The 11,845-nt window shown below is 63.7% G+C and carries 13 protein-coding genes; 1 reads left to right on the forward strand and 12 read right to left on the reverse strand.

Annotation, left to right across the window (positions count from 1 at the left end):
• From AOP79_RS04165 to AOP79_RS04195, 7 genes are all read right to left on the reverse strand, one after another.
• On the reverse strand, positions 1 to 480 hold the full coding sequence (locus tag AOP79_RS04165; RefSeq protein ID WP_062070683.1) for a cation:proton antiporter regulatory subunit: 480 nt from the start codon (positions 478 to 480) through the stop codon (positions 1 to 3).
• Between the two features lie 27 nt (positions 481 to 507).
• Positions 508 to 1,074, reverse strand: coding sequence for a GNAT family N-acetyltransferase (locus AOP79_RS04170; protein ID WP_062070685.1), 567 nt, complete (start codon positions 1,072 to 1,074; stop codon positions 508 to 510).
• Between the two features lie 9 nt (positions 1,075 to 1,083).
• Entirely contained in the window at positions 1,084 to 2,004 is a 921-nt protein-coding gene (locus tag AOP79_RS04175) for a phosphotransferase (RefSeq protein ID WP_062070687.1), read from the reverse strand.
• Between the two features lie 77 nt (positions 2,005 to 2,081).
• Entirely contained in the window at positions 2,082 to 3,320 is a 1,239-nt protein-coding gene (locus AOP79_RS04180; RefSeq protein WP_062070689.1) for a Dyp-type peroxidase, read from the reverse strand.
• Between the two features lie 9 nt (positions 3,321 to 3,329).
• A complete protein-coding gene (locus AOP79_RS04185) occupies positions 3,330 to 3,938 on the reverse strand; it encodes a copper chaperone PCu(A)C (protein WP_082093335.1) in 609 nt (202 codons plus the stop codon).
• A 91-nt stretch (positions 3,939 to 4,029) separates the two neighbouring features.
• Complete coding sequence (locus tag AOP79_RS04190) at positions 4,030 to 4,671, reverse strand: hypothetical protein (protein ID WP_152647995.1); 642 nt, start codon at positions 4,669 to 4,671, stop codon at positions 4,030 to 4,032.
• A gap of 23 nt (positions 4,672 to 4,694) precedes the next feature.
• Positions 4,695 to 5,873: a MalY/PatB family protein gene (locus tag AOP79_RS04195; protein ID WP_062070693.1), complete on the reverse strand. Its 1,179-nt coding sequence runs from the start codon at positions 5,871 to 5,873 to the stop codon at positions 4,695 to 4,697.
• A gap of 153 nt (positions 5,874 to 6,026) precedes the next feature.
• Between AOP79_RS04195 and AOP79_RS04200 the strand changes: the two genes are divergently transcribed.
• Entirely contained in the window at positions 6,027 to 7,076 is a 1,050-nt protein-coding gene (locus AOP79_RS04200; RefSeq protein WP_062070695.1) for a hypothetical protein, read from the forward strand.
• On the opposite strand, the gene AOP79_RS04205 is transcribed toward AOP79_RS04200, so the two are convergent.
• From AOP79_RS04205 to AOP79_RS04225, 5 genes are all read right to left on the reverse strand, one after another.
• A complete protein-coding gene (locus AOP79_RS04205; protein ID WP_062070697.1) occupies positions 7,068 to 7,439 on the reverse strand; it encodes a hypothetical protein in 372 nt (123 codons plus the stop codon). The genes AOP79_RS04200 and AOP79_RS04205 overlap by 9 nt on opposite strands.
• 66 nt (positions 7,440 to 7,505) lie before the next feature.
• Complete coding sequence (locus AOP79_RS04210) at positions 7,506 to 8,375, reverse strand: ATP-grasp domain-containing protein (RefSeq protein ID WP_082093377.1); 870 nt, start codon at positions 8,373 to 8,375, stop codon at positions 7,506 to 7,508.
• Between the two features lie 339 nt (positions 8,376 to 8,714).
• Entirely contained in the window at positions 8,715 to 9,989 is a 1,275-nt protein-coding gene (locus AOP79_RS04215; protein ID WP_062070701.1) for an MFS transporter, read from the reverse strand.
• 63 nt (positions 9,990 to 10,052) lie between these two features.
• Entirely contained in the window at positions 10,053 to 10,838 is a 786-nt protein-coding gene (locus AOP79_RS04220; protein WP_062070703.1) for an LppM family (lipo)protein, read from the reverse strand.
• Positions 10,835 to 11,752 carry an LppM family (lipo)protein gene (locus tag AOP79_RS04225; protein WP_062070705.1) on the reverse strand — a complete coding sequence of 306 codons (918 nt, stop codon included), beginning with the start codon at positions 11,750 to 11,752 and terminating at the stop codon, positions 10,835 to 10,837. The genes AOP79_RS04220 and AOP79_RS04225 overlap by 4 nt, the downstream gene beginning before the upstream one ends.
• Positions 11,753 to 11,845: the final 93 nt, after the last annotated feature.

The following is an 11,845-nucleotide window of genomic DNA, read 5'->3' on the forward strand; positions in this document are numbered from 1 at the left end:
CTATCCAGTGAGGATGGCGCTAGCGCGGCTGACCGCTTCGGAGCTGCCCATGACCAGCACGGTATCTCCTGCATGGAGGACAAAGTCGGGTTCGGGTCCGGGAAGGCCTTCCTCGCCGCGGATGATGGCGACCACGGATGCAGACGTCTCGGTGCGGATGCGCCCGTCGGCGATGGTCTTGCCGCTCAAGCCACCAATGGCGGGCATGGTGACCCATTCGATGGCAAGGCCTTCCACGTTGTGGCGCAGTGAATCCAGCCGCGCAGTAATGGAGGTACCGCCCATGAGTTCTGCCAGTTTGGCTGCGTCGCCCTCGGAAAGTTCCACGGTGCCGCGGCACGCATCGGGGTCCTCGCGGTCGTACAGAGCGAAGTCGCGTTTACCGTCGCGGCGCACCACCACGCCCACATGGTCACCGCTTTCCGCCTGAAACTCATACCGGACGCCGATGCCCGGGAGGGGGGTCTCGAAGATGTCCATAGCTGTCAGTCTTGCACGCGTTGCGTGCTAGTCCTGGTCCCGACGGGCACGCCATTCGCGTGCGAGCAATCCGTAAATGGCGTCGTCCATGACTTCATCGTCCACCCAGTAGGCCTCACGGAGCACGCCTTCTGCCTGAAAGCCAATGCGGTCAAGGACTCGCACGGATGCCAGGTTGCCTGGGTGCGTCATCGCTTCCACGCGATGCACGTTCAGATCGAAGACGGCGTAGTCGACCATGCGTGCCGTGGCCTCGGTGGCGTAGTGGTGGCCGCGTGCCCAGGGGTGGAGGGTAAATCCGACTTCAGCGGTTTTGCCGTTGTTGCTGAGATGGATGGCGACATCTCCCAACACCTTCCCATCGCGCTTACGCACTACCGCGAGCTGATACCAGTGCCCCGGCATCGGCCCGGGGCGCGACGTCACTTCAGCGATCAGTTCACGTGCACGTTCAACGGGGTATGGCGCGCGCCAGGCTTGATACTGGGCAGTTGTGGTGTCCGAACGGCGCTCTGCGAGATCCTCTGCGTCGTCCAGGGTCATGGTGCGCAACGTGAGGCGTTCTGTCTGCAAAGGCGTGAAGACGTCCGTCATGACACCACGCTAGCCCAGGGGGTGGGTGCGCCGCTGGTCGAACGAACGCAATGCCCGGAGTCCGGGCTCGCTGTACTGCGCATCGTCGATGTTCGCCAGCGTGACCGCAAAGTTCACGGCCTCGGACCGCACTTGGAGGCGCCCGGCCGCACTCGCGATGAACCGTGCAGCACTGTCTGTGGCAGCACCCGCGTATGCGTCGAGTAGCGGCGCCACGTGCTCCCGGCCCACCGCCACGCTCGCTTGGCCAAGGTCCGTGGCAGGGGACCCTACTCCGGCATCGCCCCAATCCAGGATCCCGGCGAGTCGTCCTCCCTGGGTCAGGATGTTCCCGCCGTGGAGGTCAAGATGCGTCCATGTGACAGGACCGGGTGCCGTCTGCGCGCCCGCGGCGAAGGCCTCTCGGAGGCGAGCCCCACCGTCCTCCAGCTGTGGCTCGATGCGATGCAGGCGAGCGCCAAAGGTCTCTGCACGCTCACTCAAGGGCACACTGCGAAAGGGGTTGCGCGGCGCATCGGCAGGAGCAGGCGTGTGGATCTGTGCGAGCGCCCACCCCAGATCCTGCGCGCCCTCGACGCTGAGCGGCTTGGTGAAGGCCAGAGCGCCACTAATCCATGGCACGATGCTCCACCGCCACGGGTAATCGCCCGACGGTTTTCCGACGCGCTGAGGTACTGGAGCGGGAAACGTCCAGTGGGCGCTCACTCGGGGTAGCCACTCGATCTCATTGTCCGCAAGCGGTGCCGCTAACTCCCGGCGCGGCAAGCGCACCGCGAGTGAAGAGCCCAGCCGGTAGGTGACGTTGTCCCAGCCTTCCGTACGCTCGCCGAGGGCCAGTGACGCCAAGTCTGGGTGTTGGTCAGCGATGAGTGAGCGCACGAGCGCATCATCAATCACGACCTCTGCGGCGGGGACGGCCATCAACGTCATGCAATCCACGGTAGTCCCCTGCGCCGCGGAGGTGACATTCCCGTGCCCGTGCGCCCCAGCATCGGCCGGTCGTTCTTCTAGCCGAGTAGAGCCTGCCCCACGTATTCTCCTGGCTTGCAGCCAGGCGAGATCGCAAACACTGCAGAGCCGATGGGGGTGGTCCAGGTGTTCAGCAGGTCCGCCTCCGCGAGCCGCTTCTGAATAGGTACGAACTGCCGTGACACATCGGCTTGGAAGGACGCAAAGATCAGACCCGATTCGGACACAGTGCCGTCGTGTGGAGGGACGTCGTAGTTGTATCCGCGCCGGAAGATGACCTCCTCGCTCGCTTCTGGACGCGACCGCGCGATATGCGACACCGGAGAGATCACGGTGAGTCCCGAGGGCGTTGTCGCCTCAAAGTCCGGCACGTCCGCTTCCTTGCTCCCCGTCAACGGCGCACCGCTAGTGATGTCGCGTCCCACTGAGAACGAGCGGCCCGTGGGGTCTACCTCATCCCACGTGTCGAGATCCATCCGGATCCGTCGAATCGCCAGCGTCGTGCCACCCGCAGCCCAGCCGCTCGTGCGCCACACCACATGGTCAAAGTCCACGGTGCCGGGCTCCGGGTTGGTGGTGCCGTCGATCTGCCCAAACAGGTTCCGCATCGTTGTGCCCGAAACCTCTGACCCGTACGCGCGGCGGAAACCATCCTGACGCCACCGGACCGTGCCGAACGCGCGCGTGTCCTTGAGCAGCATCCGTACGGCGTGAGCGTTCGTCACCGGGTCATCCGACGAGACCAGAATGAGGAAGTCTCCGTCGCTCCAGGCGTCTTCGAGGGCATCGATATCGAAGCCCGGAATTGGGCCCATCCACGACGGCACGGACGCCCCTGCCCGTTCAATGAATCCCGGACCAAAACCAAACGTGACCGTCAGCGATGCGGGAACTACCGCCAACTCAGGCTCCGTGTCCGCCAAGGCGCCGTCCCCCTCAGTCAGACGTGCGGCATCGTCCGTCACAAGCTGCATGAGGCGGCGCAAGGCATCACGGTCAACATCATCATGAAAATCGATTGCGACGTAGGTGGCGTGAGCACACACCGACGTGGCAATGCCCGCCTGGTGGGCCCCATAGAACTCAACTTCGCGGGCGCCATTGAGGCCCGTGACATCGCGCTCGGGCGGTGGCGGAGACGACTCTGCTTCGGTGCCGGAAGCGAGCGTGCGATCAGCTGCCACGCCCGCCACTGCGCCCAGACCGACGGCAGCCCCTCCAAAGAGGAGCCGCCGCCGGCTAGTGCCCGGCGCCTGTGGGTGCTCGGACTCAGTCATCACACGGACCTAGTGGTCGGTGCCCGTTGAGTGGTCCGTCGAGTGGTCCTCGTCCATCGAGTCGCCGTGGTCGTGCGACATCTCGTCGTCACCGCTGTACTCCTCGTTGGCACCCGAGAATTCCTTGGCCACAGCCTCAACGTCAAGGGTGTCGCCGCTCTCAAACGTCAAGGTGAGGGTCACGACATCTCCTGCCTCAATGGGCTCGGTGACATCCATGAGCATGATGTGGTTGCCGCCTGGCTCAAGAGTCAGTGTCTCGCCCTCGCCCACGGCAAACCCGCCTTCCTTAGCGGACATCATCATGTCGCCACCGTCATCCATGGTGGTCTCATGGAGCTCCACCATGGAGGACACGGGGGTTGATGCACTGACAAACACGATCTCCTCGTGGGTGCCATTGTGCAATTCGCCAAACGCGGCCGTCATACCTTCGTCAACGACCTTGACCCACGCCTCATCAAATGTGACCTCATGTACGTGATCACTGGTGGGCTCGGCAGCAGCAGTGGTTTCCTCGGCGGCATCGTCACTAGCGCAGGCGCTCAATGCCAAAGCCGCGATGGCGGCGAATACGGTCGCGCGGACGGTCATACGGGAACGGGAAATAGTAGTCATGCGAAAACTCCAGAATGCAATGGGGCGTCGATGTGCCCCGGGGGACAGTAAGAACGCGCACGCCTCGTGTCGGGGTGCGCACTGTGCCAGCTCAGCTGGCGGAGGAAGTCCCTACTGCAGGAGGCCCACGTAGGCCCAGACCGCCCGATGCGGTGGCCGGAGTAAAAGCGACGATGCGTGTGGCGATCAACTCTGGAATCGCCGCCATGGGTACCAGGCGCGGTTCCGACAAGGCCACCACCGGCGCAAGCACCGCGTGCCATGCGTCCACCGCCCGTGCGATGGCGCTGTCGAGGTGAATCAGCGCCAGTGTGGTCAGCACTGCAGCACCGAGGTGAGCAGCACTCATCACGCCACCCCCGTGAGCACCGTGGGCGCTCGCGTCGGTCACCACAGTTGCCGGCGACAGCGCTCCTGGCTCTAGGTGATGAGCATGGGCGTCGCTTCCCGTGAGTGTCGCTTCAGCGGTGCCGACGACGAACAGTACGTGGAACAGTGCCTGACTGGCCGTGACTCCGATAGCGATGCGCCACCACGAGCCCAGGCGTCCTGCCAACTGCGTCAGAATCGCAAACGAGAGGACCAGAGGCACGGCCACGCCCATGGGTGCCGGAGCAGCGCCCCCGCCAAGGACGTGAGAGAACAGCGCCACTCCGGTCGCCACCAACGCGGCGACAGCGGCGCGCACAGCAATGGCCACAGGGCCAAGCGCGCGGCGTCCGGAGTTTCTCACCGCGGCATTCTCGCACGAGTGCGCTAGCCGCGGTGCGTGGATGCGCCCATCCGCCGTACAGCCTCACGAATGATGTCGGGGTGCGTCGCAATATTGAGGCGCACGTGTCCCTCGCCACCGGGGCCGAACAGCGGACCCGAGTTGAGGGCCACACGGGCATCCTCAAGGAAGTGCTGCGACGGATCCACATCCAGTTCCAGGGCGGAACAGTCAATCCACGTGAGGTACGTTGCCTGCGGCATTGTGTAATGAGCTTCTGGAAGGTGCTCGTCGATCAGGCTGGCAAGGAGTTTGCGGTTCGCATCGAGTCCCTGCATCAGGGAGTCCAGCCAAGGGCCTCCGTGACGGTAGGCCGCGGTCTGTGCGAGCGTGCCAAAGTGCGTGGGGCCGTGGTGGGTAGATGCCGCATAGCGCACCACCTGTTCCTTGACTGCAGTCCCGCCGATGACCATGGCCGCAGGAATTCCTGCGAGGTTCCACGCCTTGGATGCCGCCATGATGGAGAACCCGTGCTCACCGCCATTCACCGTGAGGTAGGGCACAAAGGTGGCGTCGTCATACACAATCGGGGCGTGGATCTCATCGACCACCACGGTGACGCCGAATTGGTCCGCAAGGCTCGCGACCTGCTCCAGTTCTGCGCGTGTGTGTGCGGTGCCCGTGGGGTTATGGGGGCTGCACAGCAAATAGGCAGCGCTACGTCCGCCAGCGGTAGCGTCCCGGAAAGCTGATTCGAGCGCGGCGAAGTCCAGGCGCAGGTCCTCTCCCAGCGGGGCGTGTGCGATCTCGCGGCCCGCTGCCTCCAAGTAGGAGTAGAACGGCGGATACACCGGTGGGTTCACCACCACCTGCGAACCAGGGTCCGTCACCATGGAGATGATGTCCACATACCCGGTGATCACGTCAGTCACCGGGGCCATGTGTGACGGACTGGGCTCCCAGTTCCATCGGTCCTTGGCGAACTCTGACAGAGCCTCCTTATAGGACGTCCCTGAGGCATATCCCAAGTCACCGCCAGTGACCGCCCGGTTGAGCTCATCACGGATGGGTGCGGCCAGCTCGACGTCCATCTCTGCCACCCACAACGGGAGGACATCGGGGTCGTAGCGGCGCCACTTCATGGACGTGCGTTCGCGCAATTGTGCAAGCGTCAGCGACGTCAGCGGGTTAGGGACAATCGTGTCAGGGGCAGGCAGGGCCATGGTCACACTGTGGCAACCCCGGGCCTTCGATGCAAGTGGGTCCCCCGCTCGGGCGGAGCGCCTGCACAGTGACACGCCCCCACCTCGCCTACTCTTCACCGTATGAAGAGGCGTGATTGTGGGGTGCACACGAGGTTGCGCAGCGGAGCCTCAATGAGGGCCGACGACGGCAAATTCGCGGTGGGCTGGCTCATTGCCCTCCTGATTTTGGCAGGCGCAGCCTATGGTGCCTACTGGTTCCTCGGTGAGTACGGGTTCATCGACAAGGCTGGCACCGAGACCGAGGGTGGTCTCCAGGATGACGCTTCCAGCGCAGGTGGCGCCGACTCTGGCGACAGCCGCCCCGGTTGGCTCGAAGGCACTGACTACGAGATGCCGCCTCTCATCGAATCCGACGGCGAGCGTCCGGATCTGTATGAACTTCCAGACTGGATATGGGAGGTCGACGACGACTCTTGGGACCTCACCGTCATTCGTGAGGGTGACGGCGACGGCGAGGACGCGCTAGCTGAGCGGCAAAGCCTGGTGCTGGTGAGCCCCACAGGAGAGTTCTTCCTCGTGACCGACGAACTGCGCAACGATTACCGCTTCTCCGTAGTCCAGTGGGATGCCACACACAATGTGGCCTGGATGCGTCGCGGTGGGCGGCCAGGCCTTGAAGCAGTGACGGAACTCGACTTGATCTCAGGCGAGTCCAACAACGGCTGGGGTGGCGGGGCGATCCCCGCGACCAACCGCGTTGACGGGGACGTTGTCAACGTTGATGTGGTCGGCGAACAGGCCGACGGCCTTGAACTCTGGGAAGCCTACGACATTGATGGCTACGTGACGGGAGTGATGTGGCGCGACGGCGCAGACTTTGTCGGCTCCCTCATGACCAACCGGATTTCGCGCATGGTGAGCCAGGGTTTCTCAACAGGCGACGGCGTCCAAGCATGGATTGACCTGTCTGGGATGCGCGCCGTCTACCACGGCTATTACGTCAATTCCTCGAGTGATGAAGCCGAGGAAGATCAATGGTTTACCCACGACCTCTCAGACGACTCCTTTGCCCAAGCATGGCTCTACACACCCACGCTCGATTGCCGTCCCACTGACGCGGTGCGCAAGGGGACCTTCGAGGGTGACCGTGTTGTCGCTACATGTGACGGTGACGAGTACCTGCTCGACCCCTACAACCGGGAGACGGCACAGTCACGCTGACGCCAACGCATCGGTGAGCGCCCGCGAAAAACTCTCGACGTGCCCGCCACACTCGCGTAGCCCGTCGGCGTCGATCAGCTGAACCCAACCATCGGCTGTCTTGCCCATCACCAGCGGCAACTGCAAGGGCGCCACGGCGGCCGCGAGAGCATCGTCCATCTCGTTGCGATGCACCACGCGCACAGGCACATCGAACCGCTGTATCGCCCGATCCCAAGCGCGCTTGCGCTTCACGTGCGAATGGGTGATGTCGCACAGCGCACATTCTGCGGTGCCCTTGAGGTGGCCCCACACGTAGGTGAGCTCACCTCGAATACCGCCGTCGGCATCGTAGATTCCCACCACTGCTGTGACTGTGCTCATGGCATTACAACCGCACGAGTGGTCAATCTGTTCCCGCAGGCGCCTCGGGCCGCAGCGTGGGCCGAGTCAGGGAAGGCAGCGGCGAATGGCCTGCGCAGCACGCTCGGCAGCGCCGTCGGACACCTGGAGGAACAGGCTTGGCTCAATCAGTTCCAGTTCCAAAATGACGGGCCCGTCCTCTGTAGGGAGCAGATCGACCCGGGCGTAGGGCAACGGGCCACCCGTGTGGGGGACCCCGGGAAGTGAGGCGACCACCGCATCGGCGACATAGCGTTCAGCCAGCGTGGCCTCGCACGGCTCGATGTGCTCCTCAGCGTGCAGGGCGTCTGCAGCAGCGCCCGAATCGCCGCCGGACAGAATTGCGGCCTTGCGCGCTGCGTGTGAGAACTCGCCGCCCAGGTACACCATGGCTGTCTCGCCAATGCGGTCCACCTGCTCTAGATACGGCTGGACCATCGCGACCTTGCCCTGCTCGTGCAGGGTCTGGACATGCGCTTGGGCTTCCGTGATGTCGGAGCGGATGCGCCGCGCGCCCAGAGAACCAGCCCCGACTGCGGGCTTGATGACGACATCGCCGTCAAGGTCCGATGCGTCCGGCGTGTGGCCAGCAGGGACAAACGTGGTGGGCACGACGGGGAGTTCGAGTTCTTTAAGGTCAAGAAGGTAACGCTTGTCTGAGTTCCACAAGAGGGTGGCGAAAGGGTTGACCAGGGTTGACTGCTTGGCGACGCCCGCTGCCCAGAGCCGGAACTCGTCGACACGTTGGGCGTAGTTCCAGGTGCTGCGCACCACCACGAGGTCATAGGTGGACCAGTCGATGGTGGGATCGTCCCATGCGGCCAACTCGGCCTCGGGAAGGTGGTTCAGGATGAGGGTCTCGTCGATGTCCGGAGATGTCATCTCTACGGTGGTGGCGAGTGCAATGCGAGGGGCCATGAGTCGAGCGTAGAACACTCTGGCTGGGGTTGATCCGGCGTCGGCACCTCGGGGGGAGGGGCGGGAGGCGCCGACGCTCGGAAGTATGGGGCTCAGGCGATCTAGTCCCCGGATGACCGCCTGAGCCACAACTTTGTCGGTAACTGCTATGTCACCTGACGACACTCATAACGTTACGGGTGCTGTGGGCCTGGGCGCCGGGACGAAGGTCCCCTCGCAGGCGTGATCTCCATCACATTTCCCAGCGCACCGCTACACCTCCCCACGCACCGCCAAATGGCTCCATTTCGCTGTTTTGAGGCCCCAAAACAGCGAAATCGAGCCACTTGGCGAGGGGAGTTAGACGTTGGGCGGGAACGGCGGAGTCTCAACCCAATCATCGGCGCCATGCATCGACAGCGGTTCGGGGTCGTCTTCCTTGACCCCCGGACGCTCGGTGCCACGGCGGACCACGGGCGCCGTCAGCACGGAGATGCCGAACATCGCAATGGCCGCCCCAGCAGCCAAGAAAAAGCCGGCCTGGGCATCAATGTGGTCCACCAGATAGCCCCCAGCCCACGCACCAAAGCTCACGCCCACACCTTGGCCAATGCGCAACCACCCCATGCCCTCCGTGATCTGGTCGCGGCGCACCACCCGTTGGGCGACCGTGTCGCAGTTGGTCAACGTCGGAGCAATGGCGATACCTGCCACAAACCCAATGCAGGCCAGCATGATGAGGTTGGTCGAGAACGACAGCACCGTCATGCCCACCGCCAGCATCACCGTGCCAATGATGAGGCGTTTCCACAACGGCGTCTTCCAGTGGCGAGTGCCGTAGTACAAGCCCCCGGCAAATGAACCGAATGCAATGACGCCTAGCACCAAGCCGGACCAGCCCTTGTGGCCCAACTCCTCGGAGAACGCCACCACGGAAATGTCGAGCGCACCAAACATGACACCGAGACCCAACGCCACAAATGTCACCGCAATAATCGCGGGGGGAACCTTCAAACCCAGGCTGCTACCGCTGTCGACGGCGCGCGGTGGCGGCTCGGTTGAACGTTGTGACAGCAGGATCGCCAGGCCGATGAGCATGGCTGAGGTGGAGACGACGATGCCGGCTGCAGGCCACACGGTGGTCGCGAGGATGGTTGCGAGGGCGGGGCCGGAGATGAAGAGCACTTCGTCGAGTGCACCTTCGAGGGCGAACGCGGTGTGGATGTCCTCGTCAGAATCAAGCATGTGTGACCAGCGCGCTCGCGTCAGTGAGCCCAACGGGCCTTGGAACGAGGCCAAAATCACGGCGATCCACAGCATCCATTCGGGCTGACCGTTGACTGCCGCCCAGATTCCCAAGGTCGCACCGACGGTGTGGATCAGTGCCAGAGGGATCATGGCTGCCCGCTGACCAAAGCGGTCGGCAAGCCTGCTCGTGGGGACGGTTTGCAGCGCCCAGCACAGGATGCCGATCGCGGCGACGCGGCCTGCCATCTCGTAGCTGTCGTATTCGATCTGCACCATGAGGATGAACGAGATGTTGAACATCGACATGGGTAGGCGTGACAGGAGGCCAGCGAAGGCGAAGGCCTTCGCGCCAGGGCGGCTCAGAATAGAGCGATAGGGGGCGAGCACTCTCGTATGGTCTCACCCTGACCGTCTGGTCAGCGACTTGGTAGAGCCCGGCCGATGGTGGGGTTACGGCGTCGACGCAGGTGGGGCGGTCTTGGGCGGAGGGAGTGTGGAGCGGTTGCGCGCGCGGCGATCCTGGATCACGAGCGCGGTGGCGCCTCCGATCACGATGACGAAGCCAGCGATGACGCCCAGCCATGTGAGGACTGGACCCCAGGGGAAGGCTTCTGAGGTTTCTGCTGTGATGCGGATTTCAGGTGTGGTGATCAGTTCGGCCAGCCCCAACGTCACGGAGTTGCCGTCGATTTCGCCTGCCGTGGCTGATGTGACTTCACCGGGAAAGGTGAAGGTCGCAGAGACGTCGACGGCGCTCTCCAGCAGTGTGAGTTGACTCTCACCTAGTGCCATGAGTTGGAGCGCTTCGTCTCCGGGGCCTGCGAATGTCACGGTGTACTCCCCGTCCTCAAGCACAGCCGATGCGGATGCGCCGACGCTGCCGAGAACCTCGCTGGACGTGTCGGAGAACACGTCGAGGGGGAGGTCGGTCATCGTGAGTTTGAGGCCGTTGAGGTCGCCGTCACTGTATTCAACGAGTTCGACCTGGCCGGGGTACTCCTCCTGGAGTTCGATGAACTCGGGGGTCACCTCGAGATCACCGACGACGGCGTCAACGTCGGCACCGAGGCGGTCGGTGATCTCTGAGGCAACCGAGTCTTCGTACGCCACGATGGCGGTTTGCGAGAACGTGCCGTCCTCGCTGAAGGTCGTGTCGGCTGTCGCGCGGACGCAACCGGTCAGCGCGACAGCGGCCACGATGGCCGTGGTGCCATAGCGAAGTGCGACGCGACTCAACGCTGTTCGCGGTCCTCGGGAGTGTCGTCGCCGGGCTCGGCCGCAGCGTCGGCCTCAGCGACGGGGTCTGCGTCTGCAACGGCGGTCGCGTCGCTGTCGTCAGTCACAGCGCTGTCGTCAGTCACAGTGCCGTGGTCAGTCACAGCGCTGCCCTCAGTCCCAGTGCTGTCGGGGGCAACGGACTGCGTGCTCTCGTCCACCGGCAGTGGCGCAAAGGTCGAGTCGGCGGCGAGGTCGTGGGTGTCTTCGGCCGTGTCGTTGTCGTCACGCTTGTTGCGGAGTGTGAGCCACAGGATGATGCCGATCAGAAGACCGAGCGCCACGCCTGCCACCAGCACGATCCACAGCGGGAAGTCTGAGCCTTCTGTGGCGCCTCCGCGAGCGTAGACGTCGTCGGTTGTAGTCGCGAGATCCCACGTCACGGTGGTGTGGTCGTCTGGCGAGATGACGCCGTTGGTGTCGCTGACGTCGCCGGGGAAGGTGACGGTCATGGTCATCGAGGCTTCAGCGGGAAGTTCGCCGAGGGCCTGTTCGCCGGCGCCGGGAGCCGGGCCTTCCACGATGAACTCGTTGGCGTCGTCATCGCGGGTGATGGAGATGCTGCCGTCATCACCGGTGAATTCGCTGAGGGGCTGGTTCTCGAATGTGATGCGCTGTCCGATGTAGCCGTCTTCGTTGTACTCGGAGACTTCTCCTTCAGGGAACTCGTCTTCGGTGCCTGTGAACATCTCAGTTGTCAGGTCTTCGTCGCTCATGCCGAGCGCTTCTCCCGCGCCCTCTTCGAAGGCCATCACCACGTCACCGGAGACGGTGTCGTCTTCTTGGATTGTGAAGTTGACCTCCATTTTGAGGCACCCGCTCAATACCAAGACGGAGAGCAGGGAGAGTGCGACGGCACGAGCAGTGGTCTTCATAGGGATAAGCCAACCACACTACGGCCATCAGTGGGCCCGGTTCTTGGAGCTGCGCTGGTGTGCCGTAGGCGCCTTCAACATATGTTGGATACC

The sequence above is a fragment of the Demequina sediminicola genome, from assembly GCF_000975055.1.
GTDB classification, from domain to species: Bacteria; Actinomycetota; Actinomycetes; order Actinomycetales; family Demequinaceae; genus Demequina; species Demequina sediminicola.

Bases quoted from the DNA above. Each gene is read 5' to 3' on its own strand.
- AOP79_RS04165 (WP_062070683.1), bottom strand. From the start codon at position 480: ATGGACATCTTCGAGACCCCCCTCCCGGGCATCGGCGTCCGGTATGAG.
- AOP79_RS04170 (WP_062070685.1), bottom strand. From the start codon at position 1,074: ATGACGGACGTCTTCACGCCTTTGCAGACAGAACGCCTCACGTTGCGC.
- AOP79_RS04175 (WP_062070687.1), bottom strand. From the start codon at position 2,004: ATGACGTTGATGGCCGTCCCCGCCGCAGAGGTCGTGATTGATGATGCG.
- AOP79_RS04180 (WP_062070689.1), bottom strand. From the start codon at position 3,320: ATGACTGAGTCCGAGCACCCACAGGCGCCGGGCACTAGCCGGCGGCGG.
- AOP79_RS04185 (WP_082093335.1), bottom strand. From the start codon at position 3,938: ATGACTACTATTTCCCGTTCCCGTATGACCGTCCGCGCGACCGTATTC.
- AOP79_RS04195 (WP_062070693.1), bottom strand. From the start codon at position 5,873: ATGGCCCTGCCTGCCCCTGACACGATTGTCCCTAACCCGCTGACGTCG.
- AOP79_RS04200 (WP_062070695.1), top strand. From the start codon at position 6,027: ATGAGGGCCGACGACGGCAAATTCGCGGTGGGCTGGCTCATTGCCCTC.
- AOP79_RS04205 (WP_062070697.1), bottom strand. From the start codon at position 7,439: ATGAGCACAGTCACAGCAGTGGTGGGAATCTACGATGCCGACGGCGGT.
- AOP79_RS04210 (WP_082093377.1), bottom strand. From the start codon at position 8,375: ATGGCCCCTCGCATTGCACTCGCCACCACCGTAGAGATGACATCTCCG.
- AOP79_RS04225 (WP_062070705.1), bottom strand. From the start codon at position 11,752: ATGAAGACCACTGCTCGTGCCGTCGCACTCTCCCTGCTCTCCGTCTTG.